This is a genomic window from Curtobacterium sp. VKM Ac-2884, from assembly GCF_015350945.1.
In the GTDB taxonomy this organism is placed as follows: Bacteria; Actinomycetota; Actinomycetes; order Actinomycetales; family Microbacteriaceae; genus Curtobacterium.
The window spans coordinates 77081-95916 of record NZ_JADKSA010000008.1; the positions used below are offsets into that span (position 1 = coordinate 77081).

At 71.0% G+C, this 18836-nt stretch carries 19 protein-coding genes; 8 read left to right on the forward strand and 11 right to left on the reverse strand.

What is annotated here, in order from left to right:
* Positions 1–5 precede the first annotated feature (5 nt).
* Positions 6–1052: a YdcF family protein gene (locus ITJ60_RS18205; protein WP_194648961.1), complete on the forward strand. Its 1047-nt coding sequence runs from the start codon at positions 6–8 to the stop codon at positions 1050–1052.
* A 79-nt stretch (positions 1053–1131) separates the two neighbouring features.
* On the forward strand, positions 1132–1614 hold the full coding sequence (gene soxR, locus ITJ60_RS18210) for a redox-sensitive transcriptional activator SoxR (RefSeq protein WP_111085894.1): 483 nt from the start codon (positions 1132–1134) through the stop codon (positions 1612–1614).
* Here the strand turns inward: soxR and ITJ60_RS18215 are convergent.
* Positions 1611–2051 (reverse strand): MarR family winged helix-turn-helix transcriptional regulator, encoded by a 441-nt coding sequence (locus ITJ60_RS18215; protein ID WP_228510643.1) that lies wholly within the window; start codon positions 2049–2051, stop codon positions 1611–1613. The genes soxR and ITJ60_RS18215 overlap by 4 nt on opposite strands.
* Before the next feature lie 25 nt (positions 2052–2076).
* Here ITJ60_RS18215 and ITJ60_RS18220 point away from each other — a divergent pair, with 25 nt between their 5' ends.
* The gene (locus ITJ60_RS18220) at positions 2077–3339 is read left to right on the forward strand and encodes a multidrug effflux MFS transporter (RefSeq protein WP_228510644.1); all 1263 of its coding nucleotides are present in this window, start codon (positions 2077–2079) and stop codon (positions 3337–3339) included.
* A 54-nt stretch (positions 3340–3393) separates the two neighbouring features.
* Here ITJ60_RS18220 and ITJ60_RS18225 read toward each other — a convergent pair whose 3' ends face one another.
* On the reverse strand, positions 3394–4092 hold the full coding sequence (locus ITJ60_RS18225) for a phosphatase PAP2 family protein (RefSeq protein ID WP_194648962.1): 699 nt from the start codon (positions 4090–4092) through the stop codon (positions 3394–3396).
* A gap of 89 nt (positions 4093–4181) precedes the next feature.
* On the opposite strand from ITJ60_RS18225, the gene poxB reads away from it, so the two are divergent.
* On the forward strand, positions 4182–5906 hold the full coding sequence (gene poxB / locus ITJ60_RS18230; RefSeq protein WP_159570631.1) for a ubiquinone-dependent pyruvate dehydrogenase: 1725 nt from the start codon (positions 4182–4184) through the stop codon (positions 5904–5906).
* Positions 5907–5972: 66 nt separating this feature from the next.
* Here poxB and ITJ60_RS18235 read toward each other — a convergent pair whose 3' ends face one another.
* On the reverse strand, positions 5973–6656 hold the full coding sequence (locus ITJ60_RS18235; protein WP_194648963.1) for an SDR family NAD(P)-dependent oxidoreductase: 684 nt from the start codon (positions 6654–6656) through the stop codon (positions 5973–5975).
* A gap of 102 nt (positions 6657–6758) precedes the next feature.
* Between ITJ60_RS18235 and ITJ60_RS18240 the strand changes: the two genes are divergently transcribed.
* The 3 genes from ITJ60_RS18240 (at position 6759) to ITJ60_RS18250 (ending at position 9433) form a co-directional block, all read left to right on the forward strand.
* Complete coding sequence (locus ITJ60_RS18240) at positions 6759–7601, forward strand: helix-turn-helix transcriptional regulator (protein ID WP_194648964.1); 843 nt, start codon at positions 6759–6761, stop codon at positions 7599–7601.
* A 142-nt stretch (positions 7602–7743) separates the two neighbouring features.
* A complete protein-coding gene (locus ITJ60_RS18245) occupies positions 7744–9237 on the forward strand; it encodes a putative Ig domain-containing protein (RefSeq protein ID WP_194648965.1) in 1494 nt (497 codons plus the stop codon).
* Between the two features lies 1 nt (position 9238).
* Positions 9239–9433, forward strand: a complete 195-nt coding sequence (locus tag ITJ60_RS18250; RefSeq protein ID WP_194648966.1) for a hypothetical protein — start codon at positions 9239–9241, stop codon at positions 9431–9433.
* A gap of 21 nt (positions 9434–9454) precedes the next feature.
* On the opposite strand, the gene ITJ60_RS18255 is transcribed toward ITJ60_RS18250, so the two are convergent.
* From ITJ60_RS18255 to ITJ60_RS18265, 3 genes are all read right to left on the reverse strand, one after another.
* Positions 9455–9754 (reverse strand): Dabb family protein, encoded by a 300-nt coding sequence (locus tag ITJ60_RS18255; RefSeq protein ID WP_194648967.1) that lies wholly within the window; start codon positions 9752–9754, stop codon positions 9455–9457.
* A gap of 17 nt (positions 9755–9771) precedes the next feature.
* Positions 9772–10659 (reverse strand): SDR family oxidoreductase, encoded by an 888-nt coding sequence (locus tag ITJ60_RS18260; RefSeq protein ID WP_194648968.1) that lies wholly within the window; start codon positions 10657–10659, stop codon positions 9772–9774.
* Positions 10660–10780: 121 nt separating this feature from the next.
* Positions 10781–11512: a S1 family peptidase gene (locus tag ITJ60_RS18265; RefSeq protein ID WP_123671152.1), complete on the reverse strand. Its 732-nt coding sequence runs from the start codon at positions 11510–11512 to the stop codon at positions 10781–10783.
* Positions 11513–11659: 147 nt separating this feature from the next.
* On the opposite strand from ITJ60_RS18265, the gene ITJ60_RS18270 reads away from it, so the two are divergent.
* Entirely contained in the window at positions 11660–12142 is a 483-nt protein-coding gene (locus tag ITJ60_RS18270; RefSeq protein ID WP_194648969.1) for a hypothetical protein, read from the forward strand.
* 81 nt (positions 12143–12223) lie between these two features.
* Here ITJ60_RS18270 and ITJ60_RS18275 read toward each other — a convergent pair whose 3' ends face one another.
* From ITJ60_RS18275 to ITJ60_RS18295, 5 genes are all read right to left on the reverse strand, one after another.
* Complete coding sequence (locus tag ITJ60_RS18275) at positions 12224–13147, reverse strand: ROK family protein (RefSeq protein ID WP_214547413.1); 924 nt, start codon at positions 13145–13147, stop codon at positions 12224–12226.
* Positions 13144–14832, reverse strand: a complete 1689-nt coding sequence (locus ITJ60_RS18280; RefSeq protein WP_194648970.1) for a dipeptide ABC transporter ATP-binding protein — start codon at positions 14830–14832, stop codon at positions 13144–13146. The genes ITJ60_RS18275 and ITJ60_RS18280 overlap by 4 nt, the downstream gene beginning before the upstream one ends.
* Positions 14832–15725 carry an ABC transporter permease gene (locus ITJ60_RS18285; RefSeq protein WP_194648971.1) on the reverse strand — a complete coding sequence of 298 codons (894 nt, stop codon included), beginning with the start codon at positions 15723–15725 and terminating at the stop codon, positions 14832–14834. The genes ITJ60_RS18280 and ITJ60_RS18285 overlap by 1 nt, the downstream gene beginning before the upstream one ends.
* Positions 15726–15780: 55 nt before the next feature.
* Positions 15781–16740 carry an ABC transporter permease gene (locus tag ITJ60_RS18290; protein WP_194648972.1) on the reverse strand — a complete coding sequence of 320 codons (960 nt, stop codon included), beginning with the start codon at positions 16738–16740 and terminating at the stop codon, positions 15781–15783.
* Between the two features lie 93 nt (positions 16741–16833).
* Positions 16834–18630 carry a peptide ABC transporter substrate-binding protein gene (locus tag ITJ60_RS18295; RefSeq protein ID WP_194648973.1) on the reverse strand — a complete coding sequence of 599 codons (1797 nt, stop codon included), beginning with the start codon at positions 18628–18630 and terminating at the stop codon, positions 16834–16836.
* Positions 18631–18836: the final 206 nt, after the last annotated feature.

Consider the following 18836-nt stretch of genomic DNA (forward strand, 5'->3'; position numbering starts at 1 on the left):
GACCGATGACCGCCGTGGGTGCGCCCGCCCTGTTCGCGCTGGTGTTCCTGCTGCTGTACGTCGTGAGCAGGCGGCGTGACCCGCGGATGCTCCGCAACGGGGTGTTCCTGACCGCAGCCGCGTTCTTCGCGCTCGCCACGGCCGTGACCGCCCTGACGCTCGTGGTCCCCGGGTTCAGTCTGCTCGTCGGCACCGTGCTGCTGCTCGTCCCGCTCGCGGTGGTCGTCCTCGGTGTGGCGCTCATCGCGAACGGGTTCCGAATGCTCCGCTCCGAGGGGCGCAGCCTCGGCAACACGCTGTCGCTGGTCGCCGGGGTGCTCGTGTTCGTGCTGCCCGCGGTCGCCATCGCACTGTTCGTGTCCGCCAGCGGCGAGGGCTTCACGCTCTGGGACGGCACCCGGATCGCGGTCGCCGTGCTGATGGTGTTCGTCTGCGGGTACTTCGCGGTGTCCCTCATCGCGTTCGCCGTGTACTTCGTGGTCTACGGCCGGATGCGCCACGGGACGGTGCCGGACGCGATCGTCGTCCTCGGTTCCGGGCTGATCCGCGGCGAGGTGCCGCCCCTGCTCCGCAGCCGTCTCGACCGGGCGCTCGTGGTCTACCGCGCCGAGCGGGCCGCCGGGCGCCGGCCGCTGTTGATCCCCTCCGGCGGGCAGGGCGACGACGAGCCTCGCCCCGAGGGCACCGCGATGGCCGAGTACCTGTTGGCGAACGGCGCAGATCCCGAGGACGTCCGGCCCGAGACCGAGTCACGCAACACCCGTGAGAACCTGCGGTTCTCGCGCGCCGTGCAGGCCGAGGCCGGGCGCGACGGTCAGGTCGTCGTGGTCACGAACAACTACCACGTGCTCCGCGCCGCCACCCTGGCCCGGCGGCTCGACCTGCCGGCACAGGTGGTGGGTTCGCGGACGGCGCCGTACTACGTGCCGAGCGCGTTCCTGCGCGAGTTCGTCGCGGTGGTCGTCGAGCACCGGTGGCTCAACGTGGTGGCGTGCACGCCGTTCGTCCTGTTCACCGCGTTCCTGCTCTGGGAGTCGTTCCAGCAGCGGTAGACGTGACCAACGGACGGACGGGAGGCCCGTGGCGGGCCCGCCACGGGCCTCCCGTCCGAGCCACCGTAAGATCTCGACCATGGTCGAGATCCAGCCGCCCCGCCCGACCGACCTGCTCCCGATCGGCGAGATCGTCCGACGCACCGGCGTCGCCGCGTCGGCCCTGCACTTCTACGAGCGCAAGGGCCTGATCCGCCCCGAGCGCACCGACGGCGGCACCCGCATGTACCCGCGACACGTCGAACGGCGGATCGCGATCATCCAGGTGGCGAAGCGCCTGGGCATCCCGCTCAGCGAGGTGGCCGAGCAGTTCGGCACGCTGCCGGCCGACCGGATGCCGTCCCTGCGCGACTGGAACCGGCTGAACGAGCGGTGGCGTGCGCGACTCCGGGCCCGCCAGCTGGAACTCGAGCGGCTGCAGCAGGAGATGACGCAGTGCATCGGGTGCGGCTGCGTCTCGCTCGGGGCGTGCTCGGTGGTGAACCCGGGCGACACGCTCGGCGACGAAGGCCACGGCGCTCGGCGGCTGCTGCCGATCGAGGACGACGCGCCGCAGGACTAGACCCCGCGCAGCCCCTCGTCGATCCGGTCGAGCAGCGCGCGCGCCTCGGACACCCCGTGGTCGTCGCCGCCGAGCGCGGCGCGGAGCTTGCCGGCCCAGTGCGCGCGGAGGCGTCCGATGCTCTCCCGCGCCACGTCGGTCGAGTGCAGCTGCACGGTCCGCGCATCGTCCGGGTCCTGCCGACGTTCGACCATCCCCTTCTCCACCAGGGACCGCAGCGCGACGCTGAGGTTGCTGCGCTTGAGTGCCGTCGCCTCGGCCGTTGCGCTCGGCGAGGTGCCCGGGTTGCGGTCGACCCAACGCATCACGAGCGCCTCGGTCCCGGTGAGCGGCACGATGTCGAGCGCCCCGGCACCGTGCGGGTCGATCTCCCGCGAGATCCGCAGCACGACGTCGGCGAGGTCGGCGAGGACGTGGTCGGACACGGCGGAGTGCATGTCCGTACTGTACCGAGGATCGGCAATGAGTTATGCTTTCATAACAATGACCACGGACACCGGAACCATCCGCGCGCACGCCGCGACACCCACGACCAGGCAGCAGGGCATCACGACACCGCTGCTGCTGGTGCTCGGCCTGCTCAGCGCCGTCGCCCCCTTCGCCACCGACCTGTACCTGCCGGCGTTCCCGCAGATGACCACCGAGCTCGGTGCGAGCGCCACCACCGTGCAGCTCACCCTGACCGCGTTCCTGGTCGGCGTCACGGCCGGCCAGCTCGTCTTCGGCCCGCTGTCCGACCGGTTCGGCCGCGTGCCGCCGCTCATCGCCGGCGCGGCACTGTGCGTCCTCGCGAGCGTCGCCGCCGTGTTCGCACCGAACATCGGCGTGCTCATCGCGGCTCGACTCCTGCAGGGCCTGGGCGGTGCGGCCGGCATGGTGATCAGCCGTGCGGTCATCTCCGATCTCGCGACCGGCAAGCCCGCAGCCCGCGCGTTCTCGCTCATGATGATCGTCGGCGGGGTCGCCCCCGTCGTCGCTCCGCTGCTCGGTGGCCTGCTCACCGGTCCGATCGGCTGGCGCGGCCTGCTGTCGATCGTGCTCGGTCTGTCCGTGGTCATGCTCGTCGCGGTGCTCGCCGTCATCCGTGAGACCCACCTGAAGGCGCACCGCGACGTGCTGCGCGAGGAGCGGAAGGGCTCCGGTTCGCCGCTCCGTGCGCTGCGCTCCCGCACCTTCCTCGGCTACATCGCCGTGTTCGGCTTCGCGTTCGCCGTGATGATGGCGTACATCTCCGCCTCGCCGTTCCTGTACCAGGACATGATCGGGCTCGGCACCGTCGGCTACGGCCTGGCGTTCGGGCTGAACGCGCTGGCCCTGATGGGCGTGAGCATCGTGTCCGCCAAGCTCACCGAGACGCGTTCGGTCACCGGCGTGCTGTCGCTCGGCATCGCCCTGGTGTTCGCCTCGACGGTCGCGTTCGCGCTGCTCGTCGTCTTCGCGGCGCCCGTGTTCTGGCTCGCGGTCCCGCTGTTCACCGCGGTCGGGTCGCTCGGACTGGTGCTCGGCAACGCCACGGCACTGGCCCTCGGCGCGGTCCCCGCCGCTGCCGGCAGCGCGTCGGCCGTACTCGGTGCGCTGCAGTTCGGGCTCGCGGCGCTGGTGTCGCCGCTCGTCAGCATCGGCGGCTCGGTGACGGCGGCACCGCTGGCGATCGTGATGCTCGCGTCCGCCGTGGTGGCCGTCGTGGCGCTGCTCGTCGCCCGAGGACGCACCCGCCTGGCTTGACCCGGTACGACGTCCTCGACGTCGCACGACATCGAGGACGTCGTACCGAGTCGGTCACCGACCCCGCAGGAACGGGATCCGCGGCATGAGCCAGTCGACCCACACCACCCGCACCCCCGGGGCCACGGCGAGCGCCCACAGGATCGAGGCCACCGCGTCGGTCGGGTAGTGCACCGCGTCGATCGACACCGAGAAGAACACCACCACGATCGCGACGACCCCGAGCGTCCGTGCGAGTCGGTGCCACCGGGTCTCGCGCAGCAGCCAGATCAGCGCGATCACGAACGCCGTGATGTAGACGGTGTGCCCGCTCGGGTACCCGGGGTCGGGCTGCACCGGGAACGGGTGCGGCAGCACGGCGACGTCGGGCCTGGCGCGGTGGACGATCTCCTTCACGACCGCGGACGGCACCCACGTGATGGCGATCGTGCCGCCGAAGGCCAGGGCCGGGCGGAGACTCCGGGTGCGCCACCAGATCACGGCCACGACGACGACGGTGATCCCGATCGCCGGACCCGGACTGATGACGTGGTAGACGGCGGTGGTGAACGCCCCGATCGCGCCGGTGTGCAGGGCGTTCAGGGCCTTCGACAGTCCGAGGTCGACCGTGCCGAGGGCGAACCCGACGAGCGTGATGACGACCACGGCGATGACCGCGATCGCGACGGAGACGAGCGGGTAGGGCGACGGCTCGAGGATCCCGGTGCCGTCGGACTCCGGTCGGCGGGGGCGGAGCAGCGGCGCGTCGGTCATCCGACCATCGTCCCAGCCCCGACTCCGACCACGGGCCCGGCGAGCCTCTGAAAGCACTCAGCGCAGCCGCCCGCGAGTAGACAGGAGGCATGCCAACCGTTGCCGAGAACATCGTCGCCACCCTCCGCAAGAACGACGTCGCCCGCGTCTACGGCCTGCCGGGGGACTCCCTCAACGGCTTCACCGACGCCCTGCGCAAGGACGGCACGATCCGGTGGGAGCACGTCCGCCACGAGGAGGCCGCTGCGTTCGCCGCGAGCGCCGAGGCCGAACTGACCGGCGAGCTCGCGGTCTGCGCCGGCAGCTGCGGTCCCGGCAACCTGCACCTCATCAACGGCCTGTTCGACGCCAACCGGTCGCGCGTCCCGGTCCTCGCGATCGCCGCGCACATCCCCACCGCCGAGATCGGCTCCGGCTACTTCCAGGAGACCCACCCGCAGGAGCTGTTCCGCGAGTGCTCGGTCTACGTCGAGTACGTCGCCGACCCGACCCAGATGCCCCGCCTGCTCGAGATCGCGATGCGCGAAGCCGTCGAGAAGCGCGGGGTCGCGGTGCTCGTGATCCCCGGCGACGTCCTGCTCGCCGAGGCGAAGGACGACCGCACCACCCGCATCGAGCGCACGACGCCGCGCATCGTGCCGAGCGAGGCCGAGCTGCTCCGCACCGCCGAGCTGCTGAACGGCGCCGACAAGGTCACGATCCTGGCCGGCGCCGGTGTCGCCGGGGCCCACGACGAGGTCATCGCGCTGGCCGAGCGCCTGCAGGCCCCGATCGTGCACGCCCTGCGCGGCAAGGAGCACATCGAGTGGGACAACCCCTACGACGTCGGCATGACGGGTCTGCTCGGCTTCGCGTCCGGGTACCGCGCGATGGAGGACGCCGACGTCGTGCTCATGCTCGGCACCGACTTCCCGTACCAGCAGTTCTTCCCCGCCAAGGCGAAGCACGTGCAGGTCGACATCCGCGGGTCGCAGCTCGGCCGGCGACACCCCGTCGACATCGGCCTGGTCGGCACCGTCAAGGACACCGCCCTCGCGCTCATCCCGCTGCTGACCGGTTCGCACCCGACGAAGCACCTCGAGGAATCGCTGAAGCGCTACCGGAAGACCCGCGAGAAGCTCGACGACCTGGCCGTCCCCGCCGGCAAGAAGAAGCCGCTGCACCCGCAGTACGTCGCCCGGGTGCTCGACCGGATCGCCGCGCAGGACGCCGTGTTCATCCCGGACGTCGGCTCCCCCGTGGTGTGGGCGTCGCGCTACCTCACGATGAACGGCAAGCGTCGTCTGATCGGCTCGTTCGTGCACGGCACGATGGCGAACGCCGTCCCGCAGGCGATCGGTGCGCAGACGGCGTTCCCGGACCGCCAGGTGATCGCGCTCGCGGGTGACGGCGGGCTGACGATGCTGCTCGGCGAGCTCATCACGATCGTGCAGAACAAGCTTCCCGTGAAGATCGTCGTGTTCGACAACTCGTCGCTGAACTTCGTCGAGCTCGAGATGAAGGCTGCCGGGTTCGTGAACTACGGCACCGAGTTGCAGAACCCGGACTTCGCCGCGGTCGCCGAGGCGATCGGCATCAAGGGCTTCAAGGTCGACGTGTCCGACGACTTCGAGGACGCGATGGCCGCCGCGCTCGCGCACGACGGCCCCGCGCTCGTGTCCGTCCGCGCGAACCGGCAGGAGCTCTCGATGCCCCCGGCGGTCACGCTCGAGCAGGCGAAGGGCTTCACGCTCTACGCCATCCGCACGGTGCTGTCCGGTCGCGGCGACGAGCTGCTGGACCTCGCGTCGACCAACGCGCGCCAGCTGCTGTAGACGCGACCGCACGGCGGACGGGAGGCACGGTGCCAGCTGGCACCGTGCCTCCCGTCCGTCACGACGTCACCACCCGAGCGGCTGGCCGTCCTCCAGGAACACGCCGGTCGGGCCCTCCGGGCCCACGCTCGCCGCAGCCGCGACGGTCGCGGCGCTCACCTCGACGGGGCGACCGTGCGGGTTCGGCACCCCGCCGAGCTCGGTCGCCGTGTAGCCGGGCTCGAGGACGACGAAGCGCACCTCGGGTGCGATGCGGGCGTACTGCACCGTGAGCATCGAGACGGCCGATTTGCTCGCGCCGTAGACCGCGGCCTGCACGGTCGACGCCGCGCTGTCCGGGTCGTGGACCGCCGTGAACGAGCCGAGCGCGCTGCCGACGTTGACGACGAGGGGGCTGGTCGATCGGCGCAGGATCGGCAGCGCGGCCTCGGTCGTGCGGACGATGCCGACGGCGTTCGTGTCGAAGACGGCGAGCGCGTCCGGTCCGTTCAGACCCCACATCGCGATGCCGGCGTTGTTGACCAGGACGTCCAGGCCGCCGTTCGCGGCGATGTGCGTGAAGGCTGCGGCGACCGAGTCGTCGTCGCGGACGTCGAGCTGGACGGAGCGTGCGCCGATCTCGGCGGCGACGGCCGCGCCCTGGTCGGCGTCGCGAGCGCCGATCCAGACGGTGTGGCCGGCTGCGACGAGCTGGCGGGCGGTTTCCTTGCCGAGGCCACGGGTGGCGCCGGTGATGAGTGTCGTTGTCATGGGTCCAGCGTCGCGCTCGACGCGGGTCGGCAGGGAGTCGCCCGGTTGTCGTAGGACTGGTGGGGCCAGGACGGGGCCGCGACGTGCGCGCAGACTGGTGGCATGGCGGACACGGACTTCGGGCACACCCTGCGACGGCTCCGCGACCACGTCACCCCCGCGGCCGCCGGCATGACCGTCGGGCCGCGGCGTCGCGCGGCGGGGCTGCGGCGTGAGGAACTCGCGGGCCTCGCGGGGATCTCCGCCGACTACCTGACGCGCTTGGAACAGGGACGCGCGACGTCGCCGTCCGCCCAGGTGGTCGAGGCGCTGACGCGGGCGCTCAGAGTGTCCGACGCCGAGCGCGAGCTGCTCTACCGGCTCGCCGGGCACGCGACCCCCGGTGCGGACGTCGTACCGTCGCGGATCCCGCCGAGCGTGCAGCGGCTGCTCGACCGGCTCGCCGACACCCCCGTCGCGGTGCTCGACGCCGCCGGCAACCTGCTCGTCGCAAACGCTCCGCACGAAGCCCTGATGGGGCCGATCGGCGGGATGCGCGGGAACGAGCGGAACACCGCATGGCGGCACCTGGTCGGCTCCGGCAGCCGCGCCGTGCACACACCCGCGGAACAGGCGGCGTTCGAGGAGAACCTGGTCGCCGGACTCCGCATGACCGCGGCCCGCTACCCGCTCGACCGGCAGTTGCAGCGGCTCGTGCATGATCTCCGGGCGGCGAGCCCGCGGTTCGTCGAGCTGTGGGACTCGGGTGCGACGACCCTGGGCGAGACGGCCCGCCGCAAGGTGATCGACCACCCCGACGTCGGGCTCGTCACGCTCGACTGCGACACCCTGGTGGTCGGGCCGGAGGACCTGCGGATCCTGGCCTACACGGCCGTGCCGGGGTCGGTGGACGCCGAGCGGTTGGCGCTGGCGATCGTGCTCGGGACGCAGTCGTTGGTGGAGTGACCGCTCGCCCCCAATTCGTGGGGGATGCTCGCGACGTGGCCCTCAGCCCGTTCCAAGGTTGGCTACGATCCGAGAGCGTCGGCTTCCGGCGATCTCAGACGTCCGGTCTCCTGCCGGACTGCACACCCGAGGGGACCCACCCGTGCAGCACAGCACTGCAACACTTCGACGCGCCTGCGCGATCGCCGCAACCATCGCCGTGATCGGCCTGAGCACCGGCTTCAGCGCGTTGACGGCCACGACCGCCTTCGCCGACGAGCAGCCCGTCGCACCGACGACGACCGCGACCGCGTCCCCGGCGCAGGGCACTGACAGCACGGCCGACGGCGCTGACGAGTCGGCTCCGCCGGTTCCCGGGGCGACGTCCACGCCGACGGCCGAGGCGACAGCTGATCCCACCGCGGAATCGTCCCTGCCGGTCAGCACGTCGGCCGCGACTGCGACTCCCGATCCCACCGCGCCCGTCGCAGCCGAACCGGCCGCTTCGCCGACCGCGACGATCACCGGGGACGCGACCGTCGGCAGCACCCTGACCGCGACCGGGCACGACTTCACCGGCGACCTGGCCTACGCGTGGACCAGCGGTGACACGTCCTTGCCGGTCACCGCCGACTCGTACGTCGTCGCTGCCTCGGACGCCGGCAAGACCATCCGCGTCACGATCACCAGCGACACCGACGAGTCCGCGACGACCACGACGGCCGTCGTCACGCAGGAGGCGACCTTCCCGGAGGCCTCGACCGAAGACGACCCGATCACGTTCTCCGCGGTCGCCGGTGAACGTTTCACCCACACGTTCGCCGCCGAGGGCTTCCCCACACCGACGTACTCGGCTGCGTACTACTCGCTCGACGATCCGTACGCGAGCGAGGACGACGGTGACGAGTCCGGGTACCTGCCGTACGGCCTGTCCCTGGACCACGCCACCGGCGCGCTCTCCGGGACGCCCCGCTACTCCGGCACGTACGCGTTCCGCATCGTCGCGACGAGCGGCACCACGACCGCGTCGCAGTACGTCAACATCACGATCGACGCCGCCGCACCGCTCGGCGTGGAGGTCAACGCCGAGGACAAGGACACCTTCCTCACCGCGCACTCCACCAGCTGGGTCATCGAACGCGACGGCACCGTCTGGACGTTCGAGAACGAGACCACCCGTCAGCCCGACGGTGGGTACATCGGGTTCGGGGTCGGGTTCGAGGGCGGCCAGCCCACCATCGACCAGGGCGGGACCCTGCTCGTCAGCGGCCACCTGGTCGACCGCTTCGGCAACGAGGTCGATGACGCCGACGGCTACCCGGTGCCGTTCACGGTGACCTCGGATCACCCTTCCGACGTCATCACGCCGAGCCGCGATCCGTGGGTCGCGACCGACGTCACGTTCCCCGAGGCGTCGACGCACTCCCTCGAAGTCGCCTCGAGCGGGTTCGCGACCGCCTTCACGGTCGTGGTCCAGCCCACCGCGGCTCTGGCTGTCTCCCCCACGGGCACGGTCGCCACGTCGACCGCCACCACGGGCGAGCTCGCCTACACGGGCTCCGACGCGATGCACCTGCTCCCCTGGGCCGGCGGGCTCGCCGTCACCGGAGCAGCGGTCATCGCGCTGCAGGCCTCCCGCCGCCGGAAGCAGCACTGACGTGGGCGCGCAGAACCTCATCCCCGAAGCCACGCTCGTCGCCTACCTGGTCGGCGTGCCCCTGGCCGTGATGGGTGCGATCGCGGCGTTGATCCTCGGTGGCGTCGAAGGTGCCGTGGTCGGAGCGTCGGCGTTCGTCGGCGGCATCCTGTTCGTGTGCACCGGCATGATCGTCAGCACGATCGACCGGCGCTGATCCGTCGTCAGGCGCTGCCGGCTACGCGGCGTCCTCGACGTCGAAGACCACGACCCGGGCACTCGCCCCGCCGATGAACTCGGCTACCGGCCGGTGCTCCGGGTGCGGCAGGTACCCGGCGAGCGCCTCGCGGTCGCGGAACCGGACCACGAGCATCCAGTGGAACCCGCCCTCCAGCCCCTCGGTGCTCACGCTCGTGCCCGACTGCACGGACTCGACACCGTCGATCCGTGGCAGGTGCTCACGCGAAAGCGCCGAAGCGTCGGAGGATCGGTCGGCCCCGTCCCACGCCACCAGCACGGTGTGCGTCACTGCGGACATGTCAGTACCTCCGAGTCTCAGAACGCGGGCGTTCCGCCGGCGATCGTGATCGTGGACCCCGACTGGTAGCTCGACTCCGGGCTCACCAGGTGCACGTACGCGGCACCGAGCTCGGCGGGCTGACCGGGCCGGCCGAACGGCGAGGTCTCGCCGAAGTGCGACACCGTCTCGGCATCGTCAGAGCCCGGCTGCAGCGGCGTCCACACCGGCCCCGGTGCGACGGAGTTCACGCGGATGCCCTTCGGCGCGAGCTGCTGGGCGACGGCCTCGGTGAAGAGCTTGATCGCGCCCTTCGACACGGCGTAGTCGATCTTGTCGGCCGACGGCGTCGACGCCTGGATCGAACCGGTCGTCACGATGGTGGAGCCCGGCTCGAGGTGCGGCACCGCTGCCTTGGTCAGCCAGAACAGCGAGTAGATGTTGGTCTTGAACGTCGAGTCGAACATCGACGTGTCGAGGGTCAGGATGTCCTCGTTGCTGTCCATGCGGCCGGCGACCATGACCAGGGTGTCGAGACCGCCGAACTCGTCGACGCCCTTCTGCACCAGGTCGATGCAGTACTGCTCGTCGGAGATGTCCCCGGGGAAGAGCACGGCGCGACGTCCCTCGGACTCGAGCAGGTCGCGGACCTCTTCGGCGTCCTCCTGCTCGTCCGGCAGGTAGGACAGCACCAGGTCGGCTCCCTCACGCGAGAGGGCGATGGCGGCGGCGCGACCGATGCCGGAGTCGGCGCCGGTGATGATGCCGCGGTAGCCGGTCAGCCGCTCCCGGCCGACGTAGCTCTCCTCGCCGTGGTCGGGCTTCGGGTCCATCTTCCACGCGGCACCCGGCAGCGACTGCTCCTGCTTCGGGTACGGCGGGGCCGGGTAGAGGGTGTTCGGATCGCGCTTGTCGTACTGGCTCATGCGTTCCACTGTCGTCGTCGCGCGTGGACGCGCGTTCAGCCGCTGCGGTCCTGGGACACGGCTGGTGACGGACGGGAGGCCCGTGGCGGCGTCGCCACGGGCCTCCCGTCCGTCACGTGGTTCAGACGCCGGCCGTGGTCCGGATCCAGGACGAGGCCTGCGACAGCAGGGCGTAGTTCGAGCCGGCCTTGGTGTCGGCGCCGGGGTCGGCGCTGTCACCGGTGGAGCAGACGGCGACGACCTTGCCGTTCACGAGCAGCGGGCCGCCGGAGTCGCCGTGGTTCGAGGCACCGGTCACGCCGGTGAGGTGCTGCGCACGACCGCTGTACGCGTCGGTGCTCGCACCGGTGAGCGAGACGGTGGCCTGGTAGAGCCCGTCGGACTGGGTCGCGTTCGCGCGCAGGCCGTAGCCCTGGATGGTGCCGGTCCCGCTCGACTTGGCGGTCGCGGTGAGGTCGAGGGGCGCGTAGGTGGACAGCGAGTAGGCGGTCCGCAGGTGCACGAGTGCGATGTCGCCCGCGGGCGAGGCGCTGACGCGGTCGACGGCGACGGCGGTGCCCCGGTTGGTCGTGGAGTTGGAGTGGTAGACGTTCATCGCACCGATGCCGTCGATGCAGTGACGGGCGGTGAGGATCCACGAGGCGTTGATCTGCTCGCCGGTGCAGTTGCTGACGTAGCCCGACGGGATGGAGCCGCCCGACGCTTCGAGCTGGACCGCCCACGAGGTGGTGGGGGCCTTCTCGCCACCGACGACCTTCGTGCTGGCCGGCAGTGCCGAGGCGGGTGACGCGGCGAACACGCCCGCGGTGATGACGGCCGCGGCGGCGAACGCGGCTGCGATGGACTTCTTCATGACGACTCCTCTGTCGGGGAAGCACCTGACCCGTTGCGCTGTGCAACTAGGCAGCATCCTGACCCTCGTTCGAGGGCCGCACCAGTCCGCACTTCGACGGACCCGGTCGCCCTAGGATCGTGTCGACCGGGAAACCGAAGGGGCGACATGAGCACGAACACCGCGCGGAAGACGCGCCCGACCGTCGTCACCATCGCGTCCGGCATCTGGTGCGCCGTGGTGCTCGTCCGCCTCGGGTTCCTGGTCGTCGCGGTGGTGCACACCGACGGTGGGCTCGCCGTCGCACTGGTCGGCTCCTTCATCGGCCTCGCCTTCGCGGCCTTGTTCGTCTGGCTGGCGATCCGGATGGCCCGCGGATCGGCGTCCGCACGGCTCTGGCTCGCGATCGTCGCCGGCTTCGCCGTGGTGAACACCGTGGTCGGGCTCGTGCTCGGCGCGGGGGCCGCAGGCTTCCTCTACCCGATCGCCCTCGTCGCCGCGACGGTCCTGAGCTACCTGCCGTCCACGCGAGGGTTCTTCCCGAAGACCGAGCGCCGCGATCGCCCCGCCGAACCCCGCACGATCGGGTGGGACCCGGCGACCGGTGAGCGGATCACCGAGCCGGCACCCACCGACGGACGCGCCGGCTGACGGATCAGCGACCCCGTCAGCACGGACGGGGCCCGCGGCCATCACCAGCCGCGCCCGCCCGGAGATCACACGCACGAAGCCCTAGACCGACTCGGCCTCCGGCACCAACGCCCGCACCTGCGACGCGGCACCGAGCGCCACGGCGTCCGACCCGAGGGTCGACTGCGCCAGCCGGATCGTCGCGCCGCTCACCGGGGGCTCGGCCGCGATCGCCGCGGTGATGGCCGGTTCGAGCAGATCCCACGACCGCGCGATGCCGCCGCCGATCACGATCGTCGTGACGTCGAGGATCCCCGCGGTGAGCAGGGCGGCGCGCGCCAGTCCCCAGCCCGCGGCCTCGAAGACGGCAGCGGCGTCCGTGTCACCGGCACGCGCGGCGACCGCGACGTCGCGCGCCGACAGCCGCCGGCCGGACCGTTCGGCGTACCGGTCGGCGATGCCCCGCGCGCCCGCGATGGTCTCGAGGTGCCCGATCTGTCCGCAGGTGCACAGCGCGTCACCGAAGCCCGGCACGTGGCCGATCTCACCGGCGGCCCCGCGCGGCCCCGCGAACAGCCGTCCGCCGAGCACGAACGCACCGCCGACCCCGGTGCCGAGGGTCATCCCGAGCACGTCGGACTCCCCCGCGACGGCACCCGTGGCGATCTCGCCGAGCAGGAACGCGTTCACGTCGTTGTCGAGCGTCGCCGGCACGCCGAGGGCGTCGTTGACCGCGCGGGTCACGCCGTAACCGGCCCAGCCGGTGAACGAGTTGCCCGTCACCAGGACGGTGCCCGTGGCCGCGTCGACCACGCCGGCCGCGCCCACCCCGACACCCGTCAAGGAGGCCCGGTGCCGGACGAGCAGGCCCGTCACCGCCCCGACGGCGGCCGTCACGATCGCCGCCCCGCCCGCGTGGGCGGGCGTCGGCAGGTCGACGCGGTCGATGACCTCGAGGTCCGGGGTCGTCAGCACGACCTTGGTGTTCGTGCCGCCGACGTCGACGCCGGCGATCACCCGGTTCACGCGGTCACCGCCGCGAGCGAGGCGAGACGCTCCGTCCGACGCTGCCGTTGCAGGACGGGGTCCGGCACGGGTACAGCGGCGAGCAGGCGTCGCGTGTAGTCGGTGGTGGGGTGGAGCAGCGTCGTGCCGGTGGTGCCCTGTTCCTCGACGACGCCCTGGCGCATCACGACGACGCGCTCGGCGAAGTGCTGCACCACGGCCAGGTCGTGCGAGACGAACAGGCACGCGAAGCCCAGGTCGTCCTGCAGTTCGCCGAGGACCTCGAGGACGGTCTCCTGCACGCTGACGTCGAGCGCCGAGGTCGGTTCGTCGGCGACGAGCAACCGCGGCTCGAGCACCAGGGCGCGGGCGAGTGACACCCGCTGGCGCTGGCCGCCGGAGAGCTCACGGGGTGCACGCGAGGCGAGCGACCGCGGCAACCGGACGGCGTCGAGCACCTCGTCGATCCGCCGACGACGGTCCGCCGACGACATCCCACGGCGGTGCACGGCGAGCGGTTCGGCGATGCACTCCGCCACGGACATCCGGGCGTCGAGCGAGGCCACCGGGTCCTGCAGCACGACGCCGATGCCGGACCGGAGCGCCCGACGATCACGGCCACGGGCGCTGCGCAGGTCCTGCCCGAACAGCGACACGGTGCCGGACGTCGGCGTGATGAGCCCGAGCGCCACCCGGGCAGCGGTGGACTTGCCGGAGCCGGACTCGCCGACCAGGCCGACCGTCTCGCCCGCGTGCACGGCGATGTCGATCCCCTGCAACGCGTGGACGGCGCGCGCCCCGCGCCCGAACGTCACCGTGACGTCCCGCAGGTCGACCACCGGGGCCGCACCGGGCCTCCCGGCCGCCGCGTCAGCGGACCCCGCGTCGACCGCAGCGGCGGGACGGTCGCCCGCCACGTCGAGCCGCGGCACCGCGGCGAGCAGCCGCTTCGTGTACTCGTGCTCCGGACGGAGCAGGACGTCCTCGACGCTGCCGGTCTCGACGATCTCGCCCTGCAGCATGACCGCGACGCGGTCTGCGAAGTCCGCGACGACGCCCATGTTGTGCGTCACGAGCAGGACGCCCGTGCCGGTGTCGACAGCGAGCTTCCGGAGCAGTTCCAGGATCTCGGCCTGCACGGTCACGTCGAGGGCGGTCGTCGGCTCGTCCGCGATGAGCAGCTTCGGCGAGTTCGCGATCGCCATCGCGATCACCACGCGCTGGCGTTGCCCACCCGACAGCTGGAACGGGAACGACCGGGCCCGCTGCTCCGGCGACGGGATCCCGACGCGACGGAGCAGGTCGACGGCCTCGGCCGCGGCCTGCGCGGCGGTGACCGTGCGGTGGTTCCGGATCACCTCGGCGATCTGCGCGCCGACCCGGGTGAGCGGGTCGAGGGCCGTCGCGGGCTCCTGGAAGACCATCGACACCGTCGAGCCCCGCAGCGCACGCAGTGACGGTTCGGGAGCGCCCACCACCTGGTGCCCGGCGACGAGCGCGCTGCCCGTCGCGGTCGCGTTGCCGGAGAGCAGCCCCATCGCGGCGAGCGCCACCGTGGACTTCCCGGAGCCGGACTCGCCGACCAGGGCGAGCGTCTCGCCCGCCGCGACCGAGAGGGACACGCCCCGGACGGCCGACACGGTGCCGGACTCGGTGCTGAACGAGACGCCGAGGTCGGTCGTCCGCAGGATCGGTTCGGTGGTCATCAGCGGCCCCTCACGTCGAAGGCGTCCCGGAGTCCGTCGCCCACGGCGTTGAACGCGCAGACGATCAGGATCACGGCCAGACCCGGCGGCACGATGAGCCACCAGCGTCCGGAGTACGCGGCGGTGAGTCCCGCCGAGAGCATGCCGCCCCAGTCCGTCGCGGGCGGCTGCACGCCGAGCCCGAGGTACGAGACGTAGGCGACGAGCAGGATCGCGTCGGCGACCTGGAAGGTCGCGGCGACGACGATCGTGGACACCGAGTTCGGCAGCAGGTGCTTGCCGATGGCGCGGGCGTGCGAGCCACCGATCGCGCGCAGGGTGAGCACGTAGTCGCGGTTCTTCAGCGTCAGGGTCTCGGCGCGGATCAGGCGGGACGGCACCAGCCACGACACCAGCCCGAGGATCAGGATGAGCCCCGCGACACCAGGGGTCGTGATGGCCGAGATGACGAGCAGGATGAACAGCGCCGGGATCGCGATGCCCGCGTCGACGACGCGCATCATCAGCGCGTCGACCCAGCCGCCGACGTAGCCCGCGACGGAACCCCACAGGGTGCCGACGACGGTGGCCAGGACCCCGGCGGCGATGCCGACCATGAGCGAGACCTTGCCGCCGTACATCAGCCGGCCGAGCACGTCGTGGCCGACGGCATCGGTGCCGAGCCAGTGCGCCACGCTCGGACCCTGGTTGGCCTGCTCGAGCAGGGTGTGGGTCTGGTCGGTCGGGTACAGGAACGGCCCGACGAAGCAGAACAGGACGATGACGACGATCACGGCCAGGCCGATCACGGCGAGCGTGTTGCCGCGGAACCGGCGGGCGGCGAGTCGGAACCCGGTGGCCGCGACGGTGACGGGGGCGCCCGGTGCTTCGGGTGCCAGTTGTACGGCGCTCATGCGCGGTCCGCCTTCACGTCACGGGTGGACGCAGCGTCGATCACTGTCACGGCGCTCATGCGCGGTCCGCCTTCACTCGGGGGTCGATCAAGGACTGCACCACGTCGGCGAGCAGGGTGCCGATGACGGTCGCGATGGAGATGACGAGGACGCAGCCGAGCAGCGTCGGGTAGTCCGACGACTGCGCCGCGTTCCAGAACAGGAGCCCCATGCCGGGGTAGTTGAACAGCTGCTCCGTGACGAGGGCGCCGCCGAACAGCACGGGCAGGTAGTAGCCGAGCATCGCGACGACGGGCGTCAGCGAGTTCCGGAACACGTGCCGGCGCAGGATCGTCATCGTCGAGGCGCCACCGGCGCGGGCGGTGCGGACGTAGTCCTCCTGCAGGTTCTCGAGGGTCGAGGCCCGCATGTAGCGGCTGAACACGGCGATCATCGCGAGCGCTCCGGTGACGACCGGCAGGACGAGCCCGGCGGGGTCCTGGAACACCTCGGCGAGCGTGGTGCCGCTCGGCGCCTGCGACGGCAGCCACGGCAGCTGCTGGCTGAACACGATGATCAGGATGAGGCCGAGGAAGAAGGCCGGCGTCGAGTAGAAGACGAAGGCCAGCGCGGTGGCGGCGTAGTCGACCGCGCCGTTGCGGCGGGCCGCCTGGAGCATGCCGACCGGGATCGCGACGACGAGGCCGAGGACGGCGGAGATGCCGGTGAGGACGAGGGTCTTCGGCAGGCGTTCGGCGATGAGCTGCGACACCGGCTCGTTGAGCGTGTACGAGGTGCCGAGGTCACCGGTGAGCAGGCGGCCGAGGAACCGCAGGTACTGCACCGGCAGGGCCTGGTCGAGTCCCTGCGCCTGGTTGAACGCGGTGATCTGCGCGGGCGTCGCGGAGACGCCGAGGACACCGCGGGCGGGCCCGCCGGGCAGCGCGTGCAGCAGGCAGAACACCACGATCGTGACGATGAGGATCACCGCGAGCGCCTGCAGGACGCGCCTGGTGAGGTAGAGGACTGTGGTCATGCGGCTTCCGATGGTCGGATTGGAGACGTGCGAGGGACGGGAGGCGCGGTGCGCGTCGGACGCGCACCGCGCCTCCCGTCCGTGGTCACGGTCTTACTTGTTCCACTTCCACTGGGCCGGGTGGAAGTTGGCGAGCGAGTCCTGGTCGAACCCGGACAGGCCCTTCTTGACGACCGAGATCTGGTAGTCGGGGCTCGGCAACCAGATCACCGGCAGGTCCTTCGCGACCGCGGCGCTGTAGTCCTGCACGGCGGTGGCGTCGGTCGAGGTGGTGGTCGCGTCGATGAGGTCGTCGACCTGCTTGTTCGAGTAGCTGCCGAAGTTCGCCGAACCACCGGTCTGGAAGAGCGACTCACCGGTCGGGTAGGCCGGGAAGTACCAGCTGCCCGCGGTGCCGAAGAACGACAGGTCCCAGTCACAGCTGGCCTCGTCGCTCGTGCAGGTCGGGGTCTGCGACAGCACGCTCGACACCGGCGCGGTCTTGATCGTGAAGCCGATGCCGGTCTTCGCGAGCGAGGACTGGATCGCGCTCATCATGTTGTCGGTCACGGTCGAACCGGACTGCGACAGCACACCCATGGTGAACTTCGTGCCGTCCCGCACACCCTCGCCGCACTGGCTGTCGGACGTTCCGGGGTCGGTGCAGACCATCGTGCCGCCCTGCTCCTCCCAGCCGTGGCTGGTCAGCAGGTCCTTGGCCTTCGACGTGCTGAACGGGTACGGGTTGTCCTTCTGGACGTCGGAGACGTAGTCGGACTCCTGCGCCTGCGGGATCGGGCCGTAGGTCGAGGTGGCGGTGCCGTTGAAGACGACCTTCGACAGGGACTTCTGGTCGATCGACATCTGCACGGCCTGGCGGGCGTACAGCTGCTTGAAGACGGCGCCCATGTCCGGGTTGTTGAAGTTGTACGGCATGTAGGTGATGGCCCAGCCGGTCCACGGCTCGACCTCGTAGCCCTTCGCCGTGAACGAGGACTCCTGGTCCATGTCCGTGGCGTTGATGTAGCCGTAGTCGACCTCGCCGGAGCGGACCGCGTTCACCTCGGCGTCGGCCGTCGTGAACGGCAGCAGGTTGACGGTCGTGATCGAGGGCTTCTCGCCACCGTCGTACTTCGTGTTCGCGGTGAGGGTGACCTTGCCGGCGGTGGTGAACGCCTTGACGCCGTACGGACCGGAGATGGTCTTCCACAGGTCGTCGGTGGCGTAGTCCGAGATCTTGCCCGCCGCGGTGTTCAGGTACTTCCAGACCTGCTTCGCGCCGGCGGTGGTCTCGTCGGCGTCGGTGACCTTCGCGCTCGCGCTCGTCTTGTCCCAGGCGTGCTGCGGCAGCGGGATGATGTGGCTCAGCTGGTTGGCGAGCATCCAGTCCGAGTTGTACGCCTTGTCGAACGTGATCGTGAAGTGGGTGTCGTCGACGGTCTTGAAGGCGGTCCAGTTGTCCGGCGCCTTGCCCTTCGAGTACGAGCCCCACTGGTCCTTGTTCGCCTTGATCAGGTTGAACCAGAACTCGACGTCGCGGCTCGTGATCGCCTCGCCGTCGGACCAGTGCCGGTCACCGAGGGTGATCTCGACGCTCTTGCCGTCGTCGGCGAACTCCGCGTCCGTGGCGACGGACCCGTCCTTGTTCCACGCGATCTTGCCGGTGGAGCCGTCGTACGCGACGAGCGGCTCGTACAGCGACTGCGCGATGGAGCCGTTGTTCGTGTTGAGGTGCGCGGCGGTGCCGATCGGCAGGATCCAGTTGGGTGTGAAGTTCGCAGGAAGGGCGTAGTCGATCTCGTCCGGATTCGCGTTCGAGGTGGCGGAACCGCCCCCGGAACATCCGGCGAGCAGGGCGCTCACGGCGATCGCTGCTCCGGTGAGGAGCGCCCAGCGGCGGGGCTTGGTCATGTGTGTCTCCTGGTGCGTGGGAGTTCTGGGGAGGTGGAGCACGCGTGCCGAGCGGCACGGACACAGTCAATGGCCAAAGCCGTTGGAAAAACAAACATCTTCGTGTAAAAACTGCGTTTCTGCCGTTTGGACGAAAGGGTGAACGGGCCGTTCCGCCGGTTAGGCTCCGGGTGTTCGGTCGGTTCGGCCGTCGTTTCCCCCGGATT

Coding starts and splice junctions, on each gene's coding strand:
- ITJ60_RS18205 (WP_194648961.1), top strand. CDS start 6: ATGACCGCCGTGGGTGCGCCCGCCCTGTTCGCGCTGGTGTTCCTGCTG.
- soxR (WP_111085894.1), top strand. CDS start 1,132: ATGGTCGAGATCCAGCCGCCCCGCCCGACCGACCTGCTCCCGATCGGC.
- ITJ60_RS18215 (WP_228510643.1), bottom strand. CDS start 2,051: ATGCACTCCGCCGTGTCCGACCACGTCCTCGCCGACCTCGCCGACGTC.
- ITJ60_RS18220 (WP_228510644.1), top strand. CDS start 2,077: ATGAGTTATGCTTTCATAACAATGACCACGGACACCGGAACCATCCGC.
- ITJ60_RS18225 (WP_194648962.1), bottom strand. CDS start 4,092: ATGACCGACGCGCCGCTGCTCCGCCCCCGCCGACCGGAGTCCGACGGC.
- poxB (WP_159570631.1), top strand. CDS start 4,182: ATGCCAACCGTTGCCGAGAACATCGTCGCCACCCTCCGCAAGAACGAC.
- ITJ60_RS18235 (WP_194648963.1), bottom strand. CDS start 6,656: ATGACAACGACACTCATCACCGGCGCCACCCGTGGCCTCGGCAAGGAA.
- ITJ60_RS18240 (WP_194648964.1), top strand. CDS start 6,759: ATGGCGGACACGGACTTCGGGCACACCCTGCGACGGCTCCGCGACCAC.
- ITJ60_RS18255 (WP_194648967.1), bottom strand. CDS start 9,754: ATGTCCGCAGTGACGCACACCGTGCTGGTGGCGTGGGACGGGGCCGAC.
- ITJ60_RS18260 (WP_194648968.1), bottom strand. CDS start 10,659: ATGAGCCAGTACGACAAGCGCGATCCGAACACCCTCTACCCGGCCCCG.
- ITJ60_RS18265 (WP_123671152.1), bottom strand. CDS start 11,512: ATGAAGAAGTCCATCGCAGCCGCGTTCGCCGCCGCGGCCGTCATCACC.
- ITJ60_RS18270 (WP_194648969.1), top strand. CDS start 11,660: ATGAGCACGAACACCGCGCGGAAGACGCGCCCGACCGTCGTCACCATC.
- ITJ60_RS18280 (WP_194648970.1), bottom strand. CDS start 14,832: ATGACCACCGAACCGATCCTGCGGACGACCGACCTCGGCGTCTCGTTC.
- ITJ60_RS18285 (WP_194648971.1), bottom strand. CDS start 15,725: ATGAGCGCCGTACAACTGGCACCCGAAGCACCGGGCGCCCCCGTCACC.
- ITJ60_RS18290 (WP_194648972.1), bottom strand. CDS start 16,740: ATGACCACAGTCCTCTACCTCACCAGGCGCGTCCTGCAGGCGCTCGCG.
- ITJ60_RS18295 (WP_194648973.1), bottom strand. CDS start 18,630: ATGACCAAGCCCCGCCGCTGGGCGCTCCTCACCGGAGCAGCGATCGCC.